At 72.7% G+C, this 21933-nt stretch carries 14 protein-coding genes; 13 read left to right on the top strand and 1 reads right to left on the bottom strand.

All coding sequences use genetic code 11. From position 1 onward, the window contains the following. Positions 1 to 84: 84 nt before the first annotated feature. The 3 genes from AMK24_RS05670 to AMK24_RS32550 all read left to right on the top strand — a co-directional run bounded on the left by AMK24_RS05670 (position 85) and on the right by AMK24_RS32550 (position 1572). Positions 85 to 351, top strand: coding sequence for a DUF4244 domain-containing protein (locus AMK24_RS05670; RefSeq protein WP_073765510.1), 267 nt, complete (start codon positions 85 to 87; stop codon positions 349 to 351). Positions 352 to 508: 157 nt separating this feature from the next. Then, complete coding sequence (locus AMK24_RS05665) at positions 509 to 841, top strand: TadE family type IV pilus minor pilin (RefSeq protein ID WP_384578782.1); 333 nt, start codon at positions 509 to 511, stop codon at positions 839 to 841. Further along, on the top strand, positions 838 to 1572 hold the full coding sequence (locus AMK24_RS32550) for an Rv3654c family TadE-like protein (RefSeq protein WP_384578780.1): 735 nt from the start codon (positions 838 to 840) through the stop codon (positions 1570 to 1572). Before AMK24_RS05665 ends, AMK24_RS32550 begins: the two co-directional genes overlap by 4 nt. Before the next feature lie 86 nt (positions 1573 to 1658). Here the strand turns inward: AMK24_RS32550 and AMK24_RS05655 are convergent, their stop codons facing one another. Further along, on the bottom strand, positions 1659 to 4139 hold the full coding sequence (locus tag AMK24_RS05655; protein WP_073765508.1) for a DEAD/DEAH box helicase: 2481 nt from the start codon (positions 4137 to 4139) through the stop codon (positions 1659 to 1661). A 79-nt stretch (positions 4140 to 4218) separates the two neighbouring features. Here AMK24_RS05655 and AMK24_RS05650 point away from each other — a divergent pair, with 79 nt between their 5' ends. The 10 genes from AMK24_RS05650 (at position 4219) to AMK24_RS05605 (ending at position 21834) form a co-directional block, all read left to right on the top strand. Continuing rightward, positions 4219 to 4572, top strand: coding sequence for an STAS domain-containing protein (locus AMK24_RS05650; protein ID WP_003967428.1), 354 nt, complete (start codon positions 4219 to 4221; stop codon positions 4570 to 4572). A 200-nt stretch (positions 4573 to 4772) separates the two neighbouring features. After that, positions 4773 to 5216 (top strand): ATP-binding protein, encoded by a 444-nt coding sequence (locus tag AMK24_RS05645; protein WP_073765505.1) that lies wholly within the window; start codon positions 4773 to 4775, stop codon positions 5214 to 5216. Positions 5217 to 5905: 689 nt separating this feature from the next. After that, a complete protein-coding gene (locus AMK24_RS05640; protein ID WP_073765503.1) occupies positions 5906 to 8329 on the top strand; it encodes a sodium-translocating pyrophosphatase in 2424 nt (807 codons plus the stop codon). Between the two features lie 361 nt (positions 8330 to 8690). Beyond that, positions 8691 to 9389 (top strand): small secreted protein, encoded by a 699-nt coding sequence (locus AMK24_RS05635; RefSeq protein WP_073765501.1) that lies wholly within the window; start codon positions 8691 to 8693, stop codon positions 9387 to 9389. Positions 9390 to 9467: 78 nt separating this feature from the next. Next, on the top strand, positions 9468 to 11003 hold the full coding sequence (locus AMK24_RS05630) for a DUF7059 domain-containing protein (RefSeq protein WP_073765499.1): 1536 nt from the start codon (positions 9468 to 9470) through the stop codon (positions 11001 to 11003). A gap of 713 nt (positions 11004 to 11716) precedes the next feature. Further along, the gene (locus AMK24_RS05625; protein ID WP_073765497.1) at positions 11717 to 11914 is read left to right on the top strand and encodes a hypothetical protein; all 198 of its coding nucleotides are present in this window, start codon (positions 11717 to 11719) and stop codon (positions 11912 to 11914) included. A gap of 303 nt (positions 11915 to 12217) precedes the next feature. Then, positions 12218 to 15112 carry a type I DNA topoisomerase gene (topA, locus tag AMK24_RS05620; RefSeq protein ID WP_073765495.1) on the top strand — a complete coding sequence of 965 codons (2895 nt, stop codon included), beginning with the start codon at positions 12218 to 12220 and terminating at the stop codon, positions 15110 to 15112. Positions 15113 to 15448: 336 nt separating this feature from the next. Next, on the top strand, positions 15449 to 18718 hold the full coding sequence (tmk, locus tag AMK24_RS05615) for a dTMP kinase (RefSeq protein ID WP_073765493.1): 3270 nt from the start codon (positions 15449 to 15451) through the stop codon (positions 18716 to 18718). A gap of 171 nt (positions 18719 to 18889) precedes the next feature. Then, entirely contained in the window at positions 18890 to 20095 is a 1206-nt protein-coding gene (locus AMK24_RS05610; RefSeq protein WP_073765491.1) for a DNA polymerase III subunit delta', read from the top strand. Positions 20096 to 20304: 209 nt separating this feature from the next. Next, positions 20305 to 21834 carry an alpha/beta hydrolase gene (locus tag AMK24_RS05605; protein ID WP_073765489.1) on the top strand — a complete coding sequence of 510 codons (1530 nt, stop codon included), beginning with the start codon at positions 20305 to 20307 and terminating at the stop codon, positions 21832 to 21834. Positions 21835 to 21933: the final 99 nt, after the last annotated feature.

Genomic DNA, 21933 nt, shown 5'->3' with positions numbered 1-21933 from the left:
CGTCACTCTCACGGATTCTCCGTGCCACTCACGGGGCGTTCCGTTCGGACGCCTGCTCATCATCGATGCTCATCGGGGGACGAAATGAAAACGACGTTCTGGGGCCTGGCCGTCAACGCACTGTGCCGGGGGCGGTTGTTCACAGGTACGCAGAACTGCTCGGCGAGGTGGTCCGAGCGGTGGGCGGGCCGGCTCGGCCGGTCCGATCGGGGGATGACCACCTCCGAGTACGCGGTGGGAACCATCGCGGCGTGCGCGTTCGCGGCGGTGCTCTACAAGGTGGTGAACAGCGGGCCGGTGCTGTCGGCATTGCAGTCCCTGGTCGAGGACGCGCTCGATGCGAAGTTCTGAGATCCGTTCGGGTTCCTGCACGGCGACTTCGCCCGGAGGGACGCGGCGGTTTCCCTTCCGGTACCGGGGCCGGATTCTCTTCCGGGACTTTCTCCCGGCCGCCTCCGGGGGCGGGCCCCTGGGTCGGCTCCGGAGCGGCGGCGGGGACCGGGGGGCGGTGACGGCGGAGGCGGCCGTGGTGATCCCGGTGCTGGTGACCTTCGCCCTGGCGCTGCTCTGGGGGCTCGTGGCGGCCTCCGACCAGATCCGGTGCGTGGACGCGGCGAGGGCGGGAGCGCGAGCCGCGGCCCGTTCGGAACCGGAGGCGGCGGTGTTGGGGGCTGCGCGTGATGCCGCGCCCCACGGGGCCCGGGTGGAGGTGGCGCGGGCGGGCGACATGTGGCGGGTCCGGGTGGAGGCGCCGGCCCCGGGGCCGGGGGCGCTGGCTTTGACACTGAGTGCCGAGGCCGCCGCTCTGGCCGAGGACGTGGTGGGAGGCGCGGCCACATGAGGACGAGGTGGCAGGGGAGGCGGAGCCTGAGGCGGTGGCCGGGCGGAGCTCCACGGAGAGTGCCCGGGGGGCGGGGTGGGGGCGCGGTTCGGGGCGGAGGGCGACCGGTGGCTCCGGGCGCGGGTCGGGGGAGGGGCCGCGGAGTGGTCTCGGGCGCGAGCCGGGTGGGCCGGGGAGCGGCTTCGGGCGAAGAGGGGGCTGCGGACCGGATGATGGCTTCGGGGGCGGACCGCGGAGTGGCGACGGTGTGGGTGGCCGTCACCGCCACCGTGCTGTGCACGGTGTTCGCCCTCGTGCTCGCGCTGGGGCAAGCCGTGGCTGCCCGTCACCGGGCGGGCGGAGCAGCCGACCTGGCGGCGCTCGCGGCGGCGGACCGGGCGCTGGAGGGAGCGGTGGTGGCATGTGAAGCCGCCCGAAGAGTGGCCTTGGCGCAGGGCGGCGAACTCGCCCGCTGCGCGGTGGACGGAGAGATCGCCGATGTGACCGCCCGTGCGCGATTCGGCCCGTACGCACCCACCGTCAGAGCACGGGCCGGCCCGGCCGGTCCCGGGTCTGGGGCTGAGGCCGGTCCTGGGGCTGGAACTGGGGCTGGGACCGGGCTTGGGACCGGTTTTGGGACGGGACCGGGTGTGGGCGAGGAGCCGCGGGGCGGCGACACCGATACGCCGGCCGGGGATGCGCGAGTCTTCGAGGGGGGTGATGACGCGGATACGCGGCTCGGGGGCGGGTGAGCCTTCGAGGACGGCGGGAGGTGGGCGGTGTGTCCCGCCGACTGCCGACGGGACCTCTCCTGCGACGGGGCGTCGGACGGATCGTTCTACGGTTCGGTCGCTCCCTCCGGTTCCGGAGCGGAGGGAGCGGACCGGAGGAGTTCGGTGAGCAGGCGGACGGCTCCGCGTTTGTGCAGGGGCTCGTTGCCGTTGCCGCACTTGGGGGACTGAATGCAGGAGGGGCACCCCGCGTCGCACTCGCAGGACGCGATGGCCTCCCGGGTCGCCGTCAGCCAGGTGCGGGCGGTGTGGAAGGCCCGCTCGGCGAATCCGGCGCCGCCCGGGTGGCCGTCGTACACGAAGACCGTCGGCAGCAGGGTGTCCGGGTGCAGCGGCACGGAGACGCCGCCGATGTCCCAGCGGTCGCAGGTGGCGAAGAGGGGGAGCAGGCCGATCGACGCGTGTTCGGCGGCGTGGAGCGCGCCGCCGAGGATCTCCGGAGTGATCCGGGCCGCGTCGAGCTGGTCCTCGGTGACCGTCCACCAGACGGCGCGGGTGCGCAGGGTGCGGGGAGGCAGGTCGAGTTTGGTCTCGCCCAGGACCTCCCCGGTGATCAGTTTCCGGCGGAGGAAGGAGACGACCTGGTTGGTGACCTCCACGGAGCCGTAGCAGAGCTGCCCCTGACCCCAGGGGATCTCGGTGTCGGTCTCCAGGACGCTGATGCTCGTGGTGTCGCGGGCGACCGTCGAGTAGGGCGGGTCGGCCTGCTCGACCAGGGCCACGGAGTCCTCCAGGTCCAGTTTGCGGACCAGGTGGGTGCGGCCCTGGTGGAGGTGGACCGCGCCCTCGTGAACCGTCGTGTGGGCGGCGGCCGCGTCGACGGTGCCGAGCAGGCGGCCGGTGCCCTCCTCGACGATCTGGATCGGGCGGCCGCCCCCGCCCCGGATGTCGGCGAGGTCGGCGGCCCGTTCGCGGCGGGTCCAGTGCCAGCCCGACGGGCGCTTGCGCAGGAGTTTCGCGGCCTCCAGCTGCGGCAACAGGTCGGGTGCCGCCGGACCGAAGAGCTCGATGTCGGGCTCGGTGAGGGGCAGCTCGGCGGCGGCCGCGCAGAGGTGGGGGGCCAGGACGTAGGGGTTGTCCGGGTCCAGCACCGTCGACTCGACGGGCTGCCGGAACAACGCCTCGGGGTGGTGCACCAGGTAGGTGTCCAGCGGGTCGTCCCGGGCGACGAGGACGGCCAGGGCGCCTTGTCCCGAGCGGCCGGCCCGGCCCGCCTGCTGCCAGAGGGAGGCGCGCGTGCCCGGATAGCCGCAGATGACGACCGAATCGAGGCCGGAGACGTCGATGCCGAGTTCCAGGGCGGTGGTGGCCGCCAGACCGAGCAGTTCGCCGGAGTGCAGCGCCCGTTCCAGGGCCCGGCGCTCCTCGGGGAGGTAGCCCCCGCGGTAGGCGGCGACCCGGCCCGGCAACGAGCGGTCGATCTCCGCGAGTCGTTCCTTGGCGATCACCGAGATCAGTTCCGCGCCGCGCCGGGAGCGTACGAAGGCGACCGAGCGGACGCCCTGCCGGGTCAGATCGGTGAGGAGGTCGGCGGTCTCGGCCGTCGCGGTACGGCGTACGGGGGCGCCCTTCTCGCCGTGCAGTTCGGTCAGCGGGGGCTCCCAGAGGGCGAAGACCAGCTCGCCGCGCGGAGAGGCGTCGTCGGACACCTCGACGACCGGCAGACCCGTCAGGCGCCCGGCTGCGACCGCGGGATCCGCCGAGGTGGCCGAGGCCAGCAGGAAGACCGGATCGGCCCCGTAGCGGGCGCACAGGCGGCGCAGGCGACGCAGGACCTGGGCGACGTGGGAGCCGAAGACGCCTCGGTAGGTGTGGCACTCGTCGATCACGACGAACCGCAGGGCACGCAGGAAGGCAGCCCAGCGGGGATGGGAGGGCAGGATTCCCCGGTGCAGCATGTCGGGGTTGGTCAGGACGTAGTTCGCGTACTGGCGGACCCACTCGCGTTCCTCGACCGGGGTGTCCCCGTCGTAGACCGCGGGCCTGACCGCGTTGCCGAGCGGGGCGGCGAGCGTTTTCACCGAGCGGCGCTGGTCGGCTGCCAGGGCCTTGGTGGGAGCGAGGTACAGGGCGGTGGCTCCGCGGCCGTTCGGGGCCTCGGAGCCGTCCAGCAGGGTGCTGAGGACCGGTGCGAGGTACGCGAGGGACTTTCCGGACGCCGTACCGGTGGCGATCACCACCGAGGCGCCGTCCAGCGCATGCTCGGCGGCGGTCGCCTGGTGCGCCCACGGATGGGCGATCCCGGCCTTCTCGATTGCGGAGATCACTTCTGGCCGGATGCGATCCGGCCAGATGGCATGGCTTCCCGGTCTCGGGGGCAGGTGCTCCGTATGAGTGATGCGCGCGGCCCGGCCCGCCCCTGCGGCGAGCCGGTCGAGGATCATGGCGGGAGAGGGACGCGAGTCCCCACTCTCGGGTGGTCGTCCGGGACGATGATTCTTGGCCATCGGCACCGAGTGTGTCACTGGCGTGACGGACAATGGTCCCAAGGCGTCGTGCATGGCTGCTGGTAAGTGATTGAATGCCATCGCGGCTGGCGATCCGTCCCCTGGCCTCCGTCGGGGAGACCGAGGGGCGACCGCTCGATAGCAAGGTGCTGGAGGATCCGTGGACCTGTCCCTGTCGACTCGCAATGTGTCCGGGCCTGGTGGCGACCGTACGGTCGTCGAGGTCGGTGGCGAGATTGATGTGTATACCGCGCCCAAGCTGCGCGAGCAGTTGGTCGAGTTGGTGAATGACGGCAGCTACCACCTGGTTGTCGACATGGAAGGCGTCGACTTTCTCGACTCCACCGGCCTCGGCGTGCTCGTGGGCGGCCTGAAGCGTGTCCGAGCCCATGAGGGCTCGCTGCGCCTGGTCTGCAACCAGGAGCGCATTCTCAAGATCTTCCGGATCACGGGCCTGACCAAGGTGTTCCCGATTCACACCACGGTCGACGAGGCTGTCGCCGCCACTGACTGAGGTCGGATCGGCCTGGCCCGCGGGCCGGTCGGCAGGCGGTGAACGGGCCGACAGCGGCAGCACGTGGGCCGTGATGGGCAGGCGGTCGACCTTCGGGTCGGCTGTCGGCTTTGTCGGCTCCGGAGGAGGAGAGCAGGGGTGCCGGGCGACACGCCCGGGGCCCCTGAGTCGTACGCCCGAGAACGTTCGAGGGGGATGGCATGGCCACCGTTGAACTCCGTTTCAGCGCCCAGCCTGAACATGTCAGGACGGCCCGCCTGGTGGCGGCCGCCGTGGCGCGCAGGGCCGGTGTGGACGAGGCGGTGCTCGACGAGGTCAGACTCGCGGTCGGCGAGGCGTGCAGCCGCGCGGTCGGGTTGCATCGCAGTCACGGCATCACCGAGCCGGTCAGCGTGGCGTTGACCGAGGAGGAGAAGGCGTTCTCCATCGAGGTCGGGGACAGCGTCCCCGGGCCCGGTGCGGACCCCGCCGACTCCGGGACGGGGCCGGGTCGGCCCGGCCCCGAGACGGACGGTGAGGGCGAGGACGAGATGGGCCTCGCGGTCATCAGCGGTCTCGTCGACGACATGGAGGTCCGCTCCGGCGCGGGCGGCGGAGTGATCCGTATGAGCTGGCCCACCGCTGACGCCATGCTGCAGACCTGAGGACCGGCCCGGAGAGCCAACGGTCCGGGGAAAGGGGCCCGCCGTAGGCAGGGCCCCGCGGAGCGCAGGCTCGGTCGCGCGCGAAGAACGCGAACAAGCGGCCGTCGGCTGTACCCGTGGCGGCAGCCTCGTGGCCCTGGCTCCCCCGGGGGACCGGTCCCCTGCATCACCGCCGCGTAGGAGCCGCCATGGCCCGCACCGAGTTCCGAACCCCGGGCACGCCCGAAGGCGGCGAGGTTTCCACGGCGCCGGGCGGCGACGGCCGTGTGATGCCCCCGCAGCCCTGAGACCCTCCGGATTCTCCGCGTTCCGGCACCCCAGCTTCCCGGGGCCCGCCCCCTCCGGCCCAGCCGTCCCTTCCCCCTCCGCCCCAGCGGCCCCTTTTCCCTTCGGCCGGCACCCCTTTCCCGAGGGGATGTCCGCAGGACCTCCGCCCCCACCCCCGCCGGGCCGGGGCGGGGCGTAGACGCGGGGTTTCCGGGGCCTTCGGGGCGGATGGACAGGGGTGTTTTTTATGAGGGTCGTGCGCGTAATGCGTCTGCCGTATTACTGCATTCGAGGTGAATCCTTCCGCTGATCTTTCGGCGTTGGGAGAGGTGCGATCAATTATTCTCCCGCCCACTGTTTTGATCGGGTTCCGCTCCCTACAATCCGTCCACGACTTGAGCGTTGAGCATCAAGGAGGACGTATGGCGGAGTTCCTCATCACCCCCATGGCAGCACTGGCGCAAGAATCCGCGTTTTCCGACCGGCCGGCCTCTCTCGCGGCGGTACTCACCGACGGCAACCGGCTGATCGTGATCACGGTGGCGGTGGTCGCCGTCGCCGCGCTGGTCGTGGCCCAGCTGCTCGTACGCCAGGTTCTGGCGGCCGGGGAGGGCACCGAGCGCATGAAGGAGATCGCCGCGGCGGTCCAGGAGGGCGCCAACGCCTACCTGGCCCGACAACTGCGTACGGTCGGCGCCTTCTCCGTCGCGGTGTTCTTCCTGCTGTTCCTGTTGCCGGCCGACACCTGGTCGCAGCGGGTGGGGCGTTCCCTCTTCTTCCTGGTGGGCGCGCTTTTCTCGGCGGCGACCGGATACATCGGTATGCGGCTCGCCGTGCGGAGCAATGTGCGGGTGGCGGCAGCGGCGCGTGAGGCGACCCCGGGGGAAGGCGAAGCGGAAAAGGATCTCACCGCCGTCTCGCACAAAGCGATGAAGATCGCTTTCCGTACCGGTGGCGTGGTCGGAATGTTCACGGTGGGGCTCGGACTGCTCGGGGCGTCCTGCGTGGTGCTCGTCTACGCCGCCGACGCCCCCAAGGTGCTGGAGGGGTTCGGCCTCGGCGCGGCACTCATCGCCATGTTCATGAGGGTCGGCGGCGGAATCTTCACCAAGGCTGCGGACGTGGGCGCCGACCTGGTGGGCAAGGTGGAGCAGGGGATCCCGGAGGACGACCCCCGCAACGCCGCCACCATCGCCGACAACGTGGGCGACAACGTCGGCGACTGCGCGGGCATGGCCGCCGACCTCTTCGAGTCGTACGCCGTGACACTCGTCGCCGCCCTCATCCTGGGCACGGCCGCCTTCGGCGACTCCGGCCTCGCCTTCCCCCTGATGGTCCCGGCGATCGGCGTCGTCACCGCGATGATCGGCATCTTCGCGGTCGCCCCGCGCCGCTCCGACCGCGGCGGGATGACGGCGATCAACCGGGGCTTCTTCATCTCCGCCGCGACCTCGCTCGCCCTGGTGGCCGTGGCCGCCTTCAGCTATCTGCCCTCCTCGTACGCCGAGCTGGACGGGGTCACCGACGGGGCGATCACCGGGCACGGCGGCGATCCACGGATCTTCGCCCTGGTGGCGGTGGCCATCGGCATCGTCCTGGCCGCGCTCATCCAGCAGCTCACCGGCTACTTCACCGAGACCGACCGCCGCCCCGTCCGGGACATCGGGAAGTCCTCGCTCACCGGCCCGGCCACCGTGGTGCTCGCGGGCATCTCCATCGGACTGGAGTCGGCGGTCTACACGGCGCTGCTGATCGGGCTCGGCGTCTACGGGGCGTTCCTGCTGGGCGGCACGTCGATCATGCTGGCGCTCTTCGCGGTCGCGCTCGCGGGCACGGGGCTGCTGACCACGGTGGGCGTCATCGTGGCCATGGACACCTTCGGTCCGGTCTCCGACAACGCCCAGGGCATCGCGGAGATGTCCGGGGACGTCACGGGGGCCGGCGCCCAGGTCCTCACCGACCTGGACGCGGTCGGCAACACGACCAAGGCCATCACCAAGGGGATCGCCATCGCCACCGCCGTCCTGGCGGCGGCGGCGCTCTTCGGCTCCTACCGGGACGCCATCGCCACCGCCGTCGCGGACGTGGGGGCCGGGGCGGGTGAGCTGGGACTGAGCCTGGACATCTCCCAGCCCAACAACCTCGTCGGCCTGATCCTGGGCGCTGCGGTCGTCTTCCTCTTCTCCGGACTGGCCATCAACGCGGTGTCCCGGTCCGCCGGGTCCGTGGTCCACGAGGTCAGGCGGCAGTTCCGCGAACACCCCGGGATCATGGACTACTCGGAGAAGCCGGAGTACGGCCGCGTCGTGGACATCTGCACCCGTGACGCCCTGCGCGAACTGGCCACGCCCGGGCTCCTCGCGGTACTGGCGCCGATCGCGGTCGGCTTCACCCTCGGCGTCGGCGCGCTCGGCTCGTACCTCGCCGGGGCGATCGGCACCGGCACGCTGATGGCGGTGTTCCTCGCCAACTCCGGCGGCGCCTGGGACAACGCCAAGAAGCTGGTGGAGGACGGCCACCACGGTGGCAAGGGGAGCGAGGCCCATGCCGCCACCGTCATCGGCGACACGGTCGGCGATCCGTTCAAGGACACGGCGGGGCCGGCGATCAACCCCCTCCTCAAAGTGATGAACCTGGTCGCCCTGCTCATCGCCCCGGCGATCGTCCAGTTCAGCTACGGCACGGACGCGAACCCCTGGGTCCGGGCGCTGGTGGCCGTCGTCGCCATCGGGATCATCGTCGGCGCGGTGTACGTCTCCAAGCGGCGGGGCGTCACCGTGGGGGACGACGACGGGCCCGGCGGCGGCCCGTCGCCTTCCGCACCCGGCCCCGCGGCGGTCCCGTGATCCGTAGGCGCGGTCGTACGCACCTGCGCACACGCGTCGGTACGCGCTCCCGCGCACGCCGGGGAGGCGGCGGTTCCGTGCCGGTGTGACGGGAGGTCAAGGAGGTGGTGGACGGCGCGTGCTGACGTACCGTCCACCACCGGCGCCCGCCCTGCCCGCCTTTTCCTTCTTTCGTGTCCGCTTCCTTCCCTCGTTCGGAGGGGCGCCCGTCCCCGCGTACGCGTTTCCGCATGAGTGGCGTCCCCCTCATTCTGCTTGGTGCAAATGGCTTCAAAAGGGTGCACACCGGTTGACCGGCGCCCGGCCCTCGGACCGTCGGCGTGTAAGTTCCGGGCCGAGAGCCTTGGAAGGGACCAAACCGGTGAACAAGAAGCTTGCAGCCGCGCTGTCCGGCGGTGCGGTACTCGTACTGACGCTGTCGGGTTGTGGCGACGACAGCGACGACAAGGTCAACGACTGGGCCAAGAAGTTCTGTGCCCAGGCCCAGCCGCAACTCCAGAAGATCGACAAGGCCAACGCCGCCATCGGCCAGAAGACCCAGGACAACGACCCGCCCGCCGAGGTCCAGAAGACCGACTCGGTCGCCTTCCAGCAGATGTCCGACGCCTACAAGGCGCTGGGCACGGCCGTGGGCGAGGTCGGCCCGCCGCCGGTCGACGACGGCGAGGCCACGCAGAAGGCGGCGATGAAGGAGCTCAACGCCTCTTCCAAGGAGTACGCCGAGCTGAAGACCAAGGTCGAGGCGGTCGACATCAAGGACCAGCACAAGTTCTCCGACGGGCTGAAGACCATCGCCAACGAGCTGGAGAGGATCAGCACCGGCGGTAACCAGGCCATGAAGAAGCTGGAGTCCGGCAAGGTCGGCGCCGCGATGTCGAAGCAGAAGGGCTGCCAGAAGCAGCCCGCCTCGACCGGGCCCTCCGGTTCCGGGGCGACCGGCGGCGACGCGCCCGCGGAGGGCTCGGCCTCCGGCGACGACGCCACGCGCAAGGACTCCTCGGAGAAGGACGCGTCGGAGAAGAACTCCTCCGACAAGGACTCCTCCGAGAAGAAGGACTGAGCACCGCTCTCGCGGCCCGGACGCCCGGTGGGCGTCCGGGCCGCTGCCGTTGTCGGTGGAAGCGGACACAATGGAGGGGTGAGTAAGAGCAGCCTTCCCGCCCCCGACCATGCCGCCGACCTCCGTGAGGCCCTGCTCGCCGCGGACTTCACCGCGGACGGGCTCCTCGACCGGCTCGGCGCGCCCGCCTACGCGGCCCTCGCCCGCAGCGAGACCGTCCCCGCCCTGCGGGCCACCCGGGGCGACGGCCCGCTCGACACGCTGGTGCGGTTGTTCCTCCTGCAGCGCCCCGTCGCCGAGGAGCGGGCCCGGGCGGCCCTGCCGCTGGCCGTGTGCGTCGCCGACGGCTGGGTGTCCCACGAGGGCGCTGCGGACGGGGAGGTCCGCGCCTGCGTCGACGTACGGCCCTACGGGGGGCCCGACGGCGAGGACTGGTTCATCGTGTCCGACCTCGGTTGCGCGGTCGGCGGGGCCGGCGGGATCGGCTCGCGGGAGGAAGGCGTCGTCCTGGGCGTCGGCGGCGCTTCCACCACCCTCGCCGGGATCACCGTGCGTACACCGGTCGCCTCGGCGCTCGACCTCGGAACGGGCTCCGGTATCCAGGCGCTGCACGCCGCCCAGTACGCGACCCGGGTCACCGCCACCGACCTCAACCCCCGTGCGCTGGAGTTCACCCGGCTCACCCTCGCCCTGTCCGGCGCCGCCCCCGCCGACCTGCGTGAGGGCTCCCTCTTCGAGCCGGTGGGCTCCGAGACGTTCGACCTGATCGTCTCCAATCCGCCCTTCGTCATCTCGCCCGGCGCCCGCCTCGCCTACCGGGACGGCGGTATGGGCGGGGACGACCTGTGCCGGACGCTGGTGCGGCAGGCGGGCGACCACCTGAACGACGGGGGCTACGCCCAGTTCCTCGCCAACTGGCAGCACGTGGAGGGCGAGGAGTGGCAGGACCGGCTCCGCTCCTGGGTGCCGCACGGCTGCGACGCCTGGATCGTCCAGCGCGAGGTCCAGGACGTCACGCAGTACGCCGAGCTGTGGTTGCGGGACAGCGGCGACCACCGCAGCGACCCCGCCGAGTACGACGAGCGGTACGAGGCGTGGCTCGACGAGTTCGAGGCGCGGGGCACCACGGCCGTCGGGTTCGGCTGGATCACCTTGCGCAAATCCGCCGCGGCGGCGGCCGGAAACCCCTCGATCGTCGTCGAGGAGTGGCCGCACGCGGTGCAACAGCCGCTCGGTCGGGCCGTCCAGGAGCACTTCGCCCGCCAGGACTACCTCCGCGACCAGGACGACGCGGCACTGCTCGCGGGGCACTTCGTCCTCGCCGACGAGGTCGTGCAGGAACAGGTCGGACTGCCCGGCGCGGAGGACCCCGAGCATGTGGTGCTCCGCCAGCACCGCGGCATGATGCGGGCGACCAAGGTCGACGCGGTGGCCGCCGGGTTCGCGGGCGTGTGCGACGGCTCGCTGCCCGCCGGGCGCATTCTGGACGCCATCGCGCAGTTGATGGCCGAGGACCCCGTGCTCCTGCGCGACCGCACCCCGCAGGCGATCCGGCTGCTGGTGGAGGAGGGCTTCCTGGAGCCGGCGCCGGACGCGGTGACGAGGGGCGAGTGACCCGGTGCCGGAGAGGGTGACGCGAGCCCGGTGATCCTCTGCCGGACAGGGCGACGCGGGCCCCGTGACCCGGTTCCGGACAGAGGGACGCGGGCCCGGTGACCCGGCGCCGGACGGGGTGAGGCGGGGGAGCAGGTCGGCTGCCTCCGTGGCCCGGCCCGGGCGCCGGGCGGCGTACCGCGGGGCGAGCGGACGGCCGGCCCGGGCTTCCGGGCGGGTGCCGGACGGGGCGGGCCCGGCGCCTTCCGGTACCGGGGGGATCCGATCACCGTCCGGGGCGCCCCGTCCCTGTCGGCCAGCGTGTTCGTGTCCGGTGGGGGCTGCGGCGCGCCCGGTCCCCGCATTCCGGTCACGGGGCGCTCCGGCCCCGGAACGGTCCGCGGTCCCGACCCGCCGGACCGCGCCCGCGACACCCCGCCGGACCCGCCTCCGCCCGCCCCGCCCCCTCGGCCTCGCCTCCGCCCTGACCGCCCCGACGCGCCCCCGCGTGCGGCCGGTGGGGTCGCTTCGGGTGGCGGGGGAGTGCTGTTCATCCCGGGTTCGTGTGGGCGATGCCCCGGGGTGGCAACCTCCCCGGTGCCGGGCCGCCGAGGCCCGGCTCCGACGCTTCGGCCCGCCCCGGCCGGCCCGCCCCACCAGGCCGCTCGACAGGCCGCGCGGCGGACCGTACGACAGGCCGTGCGACGGGTCGCTCGACGGGCTAGGGGTACGACATGGAGAGCGTCTCAGCAGTCTTCGCCGGCACGGCCCTGTCGATGTTCGGCGCCGCCCTCCTGGTCTGGACAGGGGCGCGAGCCCTGCACCGCGCGCCGGTGGCGCACGGCGTGAGCCCCGTCGCCTCCACCGCACTCACCACGCTCTTCGGCGTAGTCTCCCTCGGCCTCGGCGTGTGGGTCCTCACGCTCGTCTGACCCCCTGCCCCGGCGGCGTGAAGCCCCGGACGACCGGTCGCCCCCCGGGATGGCCGCGGGCCGCCCGGCGGAGAGCCCGCCCGCCTCCGAAAGCCCCGGGCCGGAGCCCCGGACGCCACGGACCCGGCGGTCCGGGCGGCAGGAATGGCGGAAGTCGGGTTACCGTTCGAGTGGCCGTTGCGGGCTTTTGCCGTTTGACACGGGGGCGGGTTGTACCGTCACACTCCGCAGCGACAGCACCTCGGCGGCGTCATGACGCCCGCCCGGATGCCCATCGAGTGTCGACCGGAGAGAAGAGCGAAGTTGTCCCCGACCAGCGAGACCGCACAGGGCGGCCGCCGACTCGTCATCGTCGAGTCGCCTGCCAAGGCGAAGACGATCAAGGGCTATCTCGGCCCCGGATACGTCGTCGAGGCGAGCGTCGGGCACATCCGCGACCTCCCGAACGGCGCGGCCGAGGTCCCGGACGAGTACACCGGCGAGGTACGCCGCCTCGGAGTGGACGTCGAACACGACTTCCAGCCCATCTACGTCGTCAACGCCGACAAGAAGGCCCAGGTCAGGAAGCTCAAGCAGCTGCTGGCCGAGTCCGACGAACTCTTCCTCGCCACCGATGAGGACCGCGAGGGCGAGGCCATCGCGTGGCATCTCCAGGAAGTCCTGCGGCCCAAGGTCCCGGTCCACCGGATGGTCTTCCACGAGATCACCAAGGACGCGATCCGGGCCGCCGTCGCCAATCCGCGCGAGCTCAACCAGCGCATGGTCGACGCCCAGGAGACCCGCCGCATCCTCGACCGCCTCTACGGCTACGAGGTCTCGCCGGTCCTCTGGAAGAAGGTCATGCCGAAGCTTTCGGCGGGCCGCGTCCAGTCCGTCGCCACCCGGCTCGTCGTCGAGCGGGAGCGCGAGCGCATCGCCTTCCGCTCCGCCGAGTACTGGGACCTGACCGGAAAGTTCGCCACCGGCCGCACCGGTGACGCCTCCGATCCCTCGAACCTCACCGCCCGCCTCAGCGCGGTCGACGGCCGCCGTATCGCCCAGGGCCGCGACTTCGGCCCCGACGGGCAGCTCAAGGCCGGCTCCGCCCAGACCCTCCACCTGGACGAGGCGAACGCCCGCGCGCTCGCCGCCGCGCTCGCCGACTCCTCCTTCGCCGTCCGGTCCGTCGAGTCGAAGCCCTACCGCCGCTCCCCGTACGCCCCCTTCCGGACCACCACCCTCCAGCAGGAGGCGAGCCGCAAGCTGGGCTTCGGGGCCAAGGCGACCATGCAGGTGGCGCAGAAGCTGTACGAGAACGGCTTCATCACCTATATGCGTACGGACTCCACGACGCTCTCCGACACCGCGATCGCCGCTGCTCGGGCGCAGGTCACGCAGCTGTACGGGGCGGGCTACCTTCCCGACAAGCCGCGTACGTACGCCGGGAAGGTCAAGAACGCGCAGGAGGCGCACGAGGCGATCCGCCCCTCCGGCGACCGCTTCCGCACCCCTGCCGAGACCGGCCTCACCGGCGACCAGTTCCGGCTGTACGAGCTGATCTGGAAGCGGACTGTCGCCTCCCAGATGAAGGACGCGACCGGCGACTCGGTCACCGTCAAGATCGGCGGGCGGGCGAGCGACGGGCGCGACGCCGAGTTCTCCGCGTCCGGCAAGACGATCACCTTCCACGGCTTCATGAAGGCGTACGTCGAGGGTGCCGACGACCCCAACGCCGAGCTGGACGACCGCGAGCGCCGGCTGCCGCAGGTCGCCGAGGGCGACGCGCTGTCCGCCGAGGAGATCACGGTCGACGGCCACGCCACCAAGCCGCCGGCCCGTTACACCGAGGCATCCCTGGTCAAGGAGCTGGAGGAGCGCGAGATCGGCCGCCCCTCCACGTACGCCTCGATCATCGGGACCATCCTGGACCGCGGGTACGTGTTCAAGAAGGGCACGGCGCTCGTCCCGTCCTTCCTGTCGTTCGCCGTGGTCAACCTGCTGGAGAAGCACTTCGGCCGACTCGTCGACTACGACTTCACCGCCCGCATGGAGGACGACCTCGACCGCATCGCGCGGGGCGAGGCCAAGTCCGTGCCGTGGCTCAGGCGCTTCTACTTCGGAGCGTCCGGTTCCGGTGACGACCCGGCCGGCGCCGGTTCCGCCTCCGACGCGGGCAACGGCGACGGCGACCACCTCGGCGGCCTGAAGGAACTGGTCACCGACCTCGGCGCGATCGACGCCCGGGAGATCTCCTCCTTCCCCGTCGGCAACGGCATCAAGCTCCGCGTCGGCCGCTACGGCCCGTACATCGAGCGGGGCGAGAAGGACGCCGAGGGCCACCAGCGCGCCGACGTACCCGACGACCTCGCCCCCGACGAGCTGACCGTCGAACTGGCCGAGGAGCTGCTGGCCAAGCCCAGCGGCGACTTCGAGCTGGGCACGGACCCGGTCAGCGGCCACCAGATCATCGCCAAGGACGGGCGTTACGGCCCGTACGTCACCGAGGTGCTGCCCGAGGGGACGCCGAAGACCGGAAAGAACGCGGTGAAGCCGCGGACCGCCTCGCTCTTCAAGTCCATGTCCCTGGACACGGTCACCCTCGCCGACGCGCTCAAGCTGATGTCGCTGCCGCGCGTCGTCGGCACCGACGCCGAGGGCGTCGAGATCACCGCGCAGAACGGCCGCTACGGCCCGTACCTCAAGAAGGGCACCGACTCCCGGTCGCTGACCTCCGAGGACCAGCTCTTCGACATCACCCTGGAAGAGGCGCTGGCGATCTACGCGCAGCCCAAGCAGCGCGGGCGGGCCGCGGCCAAGCCGCCGCTGAAGGAGCTGGGCACCGACCCGGTCAGCGAACGGCCGGTGGTGGTCAAGGACGGCCGCTTCGGCCCGTACGTCACCGACGGCGAGACCAACGCGACCCTGCGGTCCGGCGACAGCGTCGAGGAGATCACGCCGGAGCGCGGTTACGAGCTGCTCGCCGAGAAGCGCGCCAAGGGGCCGGCCAAGAAGACGGCCAAGAAGGCACCGGCGAAGAAGGCGACGGCCAAGAAGACCGCCGCGAAGAAGACGACGGCCGCCACGACCACGGCCGCGAAGAAGACCGCGGCGAAGAAGACGACGACGGCGAAGAAGGCGACCGCCACCAAGTCGGCCGCCAAGAAGACGACGGCGGCGAAGAAGACGGCTTCGGCCTCCTCCGCGCCGACCGACGACTGACCCCGGGCGACCGACCGACCTCCGCGCCGACCGACGACTGGATTCCGGCCGACCGACTGGCCTCCGCGCCGACCGACGACTGGATTCCGGCTGACCGACTGGCCTCCGCGCCGACCGACGACTGGATTCCGGCCGACCGCCTGGCCTCCGGGCCGCCCGTACCGCACTCCGCCGCCCGGCGCCCCGATCCCCGTGATCCCGGCGCCGGGCGGCGGTGCGTCGGGGGGAGTCGGGCGGTGCGTCAAGAGGGGCGGCGCGGGCTTGGCCGGAAGCTGTCCACGTCCATATGTTCGGGCGGGCCGACAGCCACCGCACCGCTGCCGATAGGCTGGGCGGATGACGCGAGCCGAGCAGCCAACGGTCGTGAGCCCCACCTCCGACACACTTGCCGCAGACTCACGCGAGCGCGCCGTACGGGCCCTGTTGCGCATCCCCCCGCTGAAGCGGTTGTGGAGCGCCCAGCTCGTCGGCGGTATCGGCGATGCACTCGCCCTTCTCGTGCTGGTGCTGCTGTCGCTGCAAGCGGCGGTCCTCGAGGGCTCATTCGGCGCCGGATACCGCGGGGCGGCCTTTGCCGTCGCCGCCGTCTTCGGCGCCCGGATCCTTTCCACCCTCCTCTTCGGAGCCGTACTCCTGGGACCGTTGACGTCCCTCACGGGGCCCGGCGGAAAGCTGGACCGACGATGGCTGATGATCGGGGTGGACGGGCTGCGCCTGGCGCTGCTGGTCGTCGCCCCGCTGTGGATCGACTGGACGCCGGACAAGGCGCTCATGATGGTCCTCATCACCGTCTTCGTGACGGGCGCGGGTGAGCGCCTGTGGGCCGTGGCCAAGGAGAGCGCCGCCCCGGCGCTGCTGCCGGGCCCGCCCCCCGAGGGCGCGGCCGTGCGCCCCCTGCCCGACCACCTCGACGCCCTGCGCCGCCTTTCGCTGCGGACGAACTTCCTCGCCGTTCCCACCGCCGCGGTGGTCCTGCTGGCCGCCACGCTGATCGGCAACCTCCTCGGCTCCGGCCTGGAGTGGTTCTCCTTCCACCAGGCGGCCCTGGGGTCCTACGTCGCGGCCGGCCTCTTCTCCGCCTCCATCTCCGTCCTGTACTTCCTCGAGTTCCCGGCCGACCGGACGCCCCGGCCGCGTTCCCCGCTGGAGGGCCTGCGCCGTCCCGCCACCGGCAACGGCCCCGACAAGGGCCGCACCGGCGCGACCCCGCTGCTGGTCGCGGTCTGCGCCGCCGTCGCCGGAGCCGTCGCGGCGGCCTCCGCCGTCTCCGTCCTGCACGCGTACGACCTGGGCGGCGGGCCCGCCACGTTCGCGCTGCTGATCCTCGGACTGACCGGCGGCACCGCCCTCGGCATCCGTACCGCCCGCCGGGTGCTGCCGGCCCTGTCGCGCCGCCGCCTGCTGGCCCTGGCCGTCTCCGTCACCGGGCTCGCGCTCCTCGCGCTCGGCCTGGTGCCGGACACCGCGACCGGGCTGGCCATCGCCCTTCTCGCGGGGTACTCCGCCGGGGTCGCCGCGAACACCGGGCACACCCTGATCGACCAGGAGACCGAGGCGTTCCGGCAGGCCCGGACCACCGAGCACCTCCAGGCCGTCGTCCGGGTGCTCGTCGCGCTCGGCGCGGTCGCCGGCCCCCTGCTGGCCGCCGCGATAGGGCGCCACCGCCTGGTCGCCGGGGACTTCGTCTTCGCCCACGGCGGGGCCGCCTTCACCCTGATACTGCTCGGCGCGCTGCTGCTGCCCGTCGCCGCGCTCGTCCTCGCCAAGACGGACGACCGGGCGGGCGTGCCGCTGCGTCGGGACCTGCGCGAGGCGCTGCGCGGCGACGACCCGGCGGTCGCGCCCGCGGCCACCGGCTTCTTCCTCGCCCTGGAGGGCGGCGACGGAGCGGGCAAGTCCACCCAGGTCGAGGCGCTCGCCGAGTGGATCCGGTCCAAGGGCCACGAGGTCGTCGTGACCCGGGAGCCCGGGGCCACCCCGATCGGCAAGCGGCTGCGGTCGATCCTGCTCGACGTCTCGTCCGCCGGCCTCTCCAACCGCGCCGAGGCCCTGCTGTACGCCGCCGACCGCGCCGAGCACGTCGACTCCGTGGTGCGCCCGGCGCTGGAGCGCGGCGCGATCGTCATCTCCGACCGCTACATCGACTCGTCCGTGGCCTACCAGGGAGCGGGCCGCGACCTCGCCCCGACCGAGATCGCCCGGATCTCGCGGTGGGCGACGGGCGGCCTCGTACCGCACCTGACGGTGCTGCTGGACGTCGACCCCGCGACGGCGCGGGAGCGGTTCACGGAGGCGCCGGACCGGTTGGAGTCGGAGCCTGCGGAGTTCCATGAGCGGGTACGGTCCGGGTTCCTGACCCTGGCCGCGGCCGACCCGACCCGCTACCTGGTGGTGGACGCCGGCCAGGAGCCGGAGTCGATCACCGCGGTCGTACGCCACCGGCTCGACCGGCTCCTTCCGCTCTCCGAGGCCGAGATCGAGGCCATCGAGGAGGCCCGGCGCAAGGCCGAGGAGGAGGCGCGGCGCAAGGCCGAGGAAGAGGCCGCCCGCAAGGCCGAGGAGGAGCGCCTGGAGAAGGAGCGCCAGGAGCAGCTCGCCCGGTTGCGCGCCGAGGAGGAGGAGCGCAAGCAGCGCGAGCTGGAGGAGGCCCGCCGCCGCGAGGCCGAACGCCAGGCGGAGGAGGCCCGGCAGCGTGCCGAGGAGGCCCGCCGCCGCGCCGAGGAGGACCGGCGCCGGCTGGAGGCCGAGGAGGCGGCCCGCGAGGCCGAGCAGGAGCGGCTGCGGCAGAGGGCCGAAGAGGAGGCCCGGCTCCGCAAGGAGGCCGAGGCCGAGCGCCTGGCGAAGCAGCGGAAGGCCGAAGAGGCCCTGCTGCGCGCCGAGGAGGCCCGTCGCCGGGCCGAGGAGGAGGCGGCCGCCCGCACGGTGGCGGCGCGGGCCGAGGCCGAGCGGGCGGAGGCGGAGCGGGCGTCCCGTACGGAGACGTCCTCGCGTTCGTCCTCGTTCTCCGAGGCCGGGCCGGAGTCCTCGGTACCGGGGTCCTCGGCGCGGGAGTCGTCGGGGCGAAAGCCCTCGGTGCCGGAGTCCTCGGTGCCGGAGAACGAGCTCACCGTCCCCACGCCGATCGTGAACCCGAACGAGATCACCCAGCCGGTCCCCACGGCCCGCCCGGAGGGCGACCGCGCTTCCGACTCCGGTCCGGGGTCGGGTTCCGGTCTCGGGGACGACGAGACGGCGATGCTGCCGCGCGTCCCGGACCCGGGGCAGGCGGACTCGTGGCCGCCGGTGCGTGAGACGGACGAGACGGCCGTGCTGCCGCCGGTGCGCGACGACCGGCCCTCCGACCGGGTGCCCCGGGGCTACTTCCGGGACGAGGGCCCGGCGGCCCCGCCGACGGAGAGCGAGAGCGAGCGCACCCGCGAGCTGCCGCAGATCGAGGACCCGAACGCCCCGGCGGCCGGCGGGCAGCAGCAGTCCCGTCGCAAGCGCCCCCGCCCGGACTGGGCGGAGGAGACCCCGCTGGACGATCTGCCGACCCTCGCGGACGAGCTCCTCGGCGGCCAGGACGACGACGACCGCGGGGGCCGGGGCCGCCGTCCGCGCGGCTGACCTGCCCCACGGCGCCCGTGCGGCCCGTCCGTCCTCCCGGGGCGGGCGGGCCGCCGTTGTCAGAGGCGTCCTCCACAATGGAATCCGACAGGGGGCGTCGGAGGGGGAGCGGCAGGGCTCGCCTCCACCGTCACAGGCTTTCGCACGACACCAACGGAAGGGCGGTGACCCATGACCGTATGGGACGACCTGGTCGGGCAGGACCGGGTGCGGGAACAGCTCGCCGCCGCGGCCGGGGACGCCGACGCGCTGGTCACCGCCGTGTCGGACGGGACGCCGCTGGACCAGGGCTCCAAGATGACGCACGCCTGGCTGTTCACCGGGCCGCCCGGCTCCGGCCGGTCCACGGCGGCGCGGGCCTTCGCCGCCGCGCTCCAGTGCACGAGCCCGGACCGGGCACTGGGCGGCGCGCCGGGCTGCGGTTTCTGCGACGGCTGCCACACCAGCCTGATCGGTACGCACGCCGACGTCGAGGTCATCCGTACGGACCTGCTCTCCATCGGTGTGAAGGAGACCCGCGACCTGGTCCGCCGTGCCCAGCTCTCCCCGGCGGTCGGGCGGTGGCAGGTCATCGTCCTGGAGGACGCCGACCGCCTCACCGAGGGCGCGGGCAACGTCCTGCTGAAGGCCGTCGAGGAGCCCGCGCCGCGCACGGTCTGGATGCTGTGCGCCCCTTCGCTCGAAGACGTGCTGCCCACGATCCGCTCCCGCTGCCGGCACCTGACCCTGAGCACCCCTTCGGTGGAGGCCGTGGCCGACGTCCTGATCCGCCGCGACGGCGTCGATCCCGAGCGGGCGCACGCGGCGGCGCGCGCCACCCAGGGGCACATCGGGCGGGCCCGCCGTCTCGCCACGGACGAGCGGGCGCGGGCGCGGCGGGCCGCCGTGCTGAAGGTTCCGCTGCGGGTGGCCGACGTCGGCGGCTGCCTCAAGGCGGCCCAGGAGCTGATCGACACGGCCACCGAGGACGCCAAGCAGATGGCGGAGGAGGTCGACGCCAAGGAGACCGAGGATCTCAAGGCGGCGCTCGGCGGGGTGGCGGGCGGCCGGATGCCCCGGGGCACGGCGGGGGCGATGAAGGAGCTGGAGGACAAGCAGAAGCGCCGCAAGACGCGTACGCAGCGCGACAGCCTGGACCTGGCGCTGACCGAGCTGACCGGGTTCTACCGCGATGTGCTGGCGCTCCAGCTCGGATCGAAGCTGGCGATCGCCAACACCGACGTGCAGGACTCCCTCGACCGGCTCGCGGAGTCCTCCACGCCCGCGCAGACCCTGCGCAGGATCGAGTCGGTGATCGCCTGCCGGGAGGCGATGGACCGCAATGTGGCGCCGCTGCTGGCGGTGGAGGCGATGACGATGGCGCTGAGAGCGGGCTGACCGGCGGCGCCCCGGGGGCGGGCGGGGCGCGCTGCGGGGGCCGGTGGGCTAGAGGGGCTTGGGCGCCGGGCGGAGGCGTGTGAACCCGGGGGCGGCCGGGCAACGGCCCGGGGGCCGCCGGTCGGGGCCGTCGGTCGGCCGATGGGTACCTGTTCACCCGAATGAGCAGGGAATCGGACGACTCGTCACCTGCCGGATACGCTCCCAGAATGGAAACCAGGCGCCTGCTCCGCACCTTCGGCATCGGGATCGGCACTGCCGGCCTCCTCATCTCCGGCTGCAGCAGCAGCGGCTCCTCGCCGAACGCTTCGGCCACCGGGACCGCGGCCCCCGAGGGGCTGTCGTCGTACTACACACAGAAGCTGAGCTGGCGCGACTGCGGCGTGGAGGGGTTCCAGTGCGCGACGATGAAGGCGCCGCGCGACTACGACAAGCCGGATGACGGCGACATCGACCTCGCGGTCTCCCGCAAGAAGGCCACCGGCCCCGGCAAGCGGATCGGCTCGCTCCTGGTGAACCCGGGCGGCCCCGGCGGCTCCGCGATCGGCTATCTCCAGGGGTACGCGGCCCTCGGCTACCCGGCCCCGGTGCGGGCCCGCTACGACATGGTGGCCATCGACCCGCGCGGCGTGGCCCGCAGCGAGCCCGTCGAATGCCTCACGGGCAAGGAGATGGACGCCTACACCCAGGTCGACCAGACTCCGGACGACGCGGCGGAGGTCCGGAAGCTCACGGCCGCGTTCGAGAAGTTCGCCGCGGGGTGCGAGAAGCGGAGCGGGAAGATCCTCCCGCACGTCTCCACCGTCGACGCGGCCCGCGACATGGACGTCCTGCGGGCCCTCCTCGGCGACGAGAAGCTGAACTACGTCGGGGCGTCGTACGGGACCTTCCTCGGCGCCACGTACGCGGACCTCTTCCCGAAACGGGCCGGACGCCTCGTGCTGGACGGGGCGATGGACCCCTCCCTCGAGGCCGTCGAGATGAACCGCGACCAGACGGCGGGCTTCGAGGGGGCCTTCCAGTCGTTCGCCGCCGACTGCGTGAAGCAGCCGGACTGCCCGCTCGGCACCACCTCCCCCGCGGACGCCGCGACCGCCCTGAAGCAGCTGTTCAAGGACCTGGACGCGAACCCGGTCCCGACCGGCGACCACCGGAAGCTGGGCGAGGCGCTGGCCACCACCGGGGTGATCGCCGCCATGTACGACGAGGCGGCCTGGCCGCAGCTCCGCGAGGCGCTGGCGGGCGCGCAGCGAAGCGACGGCTCCGGTCTGCTGTCCCTGGCCGACAGCTACTACGAGCGCGAGCCGGACGGGAAGTACGCGAACCTGATGTTCGCCAACGCCGCCGTGAACTGCCTCGACCTGCCGCCCGCCTTCGACGGCCCCGACGCGGTGGAGAAGGCGGTCCCGGACTTCGAGAAGGCGTCCCCGGTCTTCGGCCGCGGCTTCGCCTGGGCCTCCCTGAACTGCGCGTACTGGCCCACCGGGGCCACCGGCGCCCCGCACCCCACGAAGGCGGAGGGCGCGGCCCCGATCCTCGTCGTCGGCACCACCCGCGACCCGGCCACCCCGTACAAGTGGTCCGAGTCCCTCGCCGACCAGCTCTCCTCCGGCATCCTGCTCACCTACGAGGGAGACGGCCACACGGCGTACGGCCGGGGCAGCGACTGCGTCGACACGGCGATCAACACGTACCTCCTGGAGGGCACCCCGCCCACGGACGACAAGAAGTGCAATTGACCGCCACTCCACCGCCGCGCCCCGCCCGACCGCCCCTGACCAGCGCAAACGCCGCGAGGGGCACCGTGTGCGGAGCACCCCCGGAAACTGTGTAGACTT

This window comes from Streptomyces sp. CB02366 (assembly GCF_001905905.1).
Lineage (GTDB): Bacteria > Actinomycetota > Actinomycetes > Streptomycetales > Streptomycetaceae > Streptomyces.
This window is presented reverse-complemented; position numbering and strand designations above follow the sequence as displayed.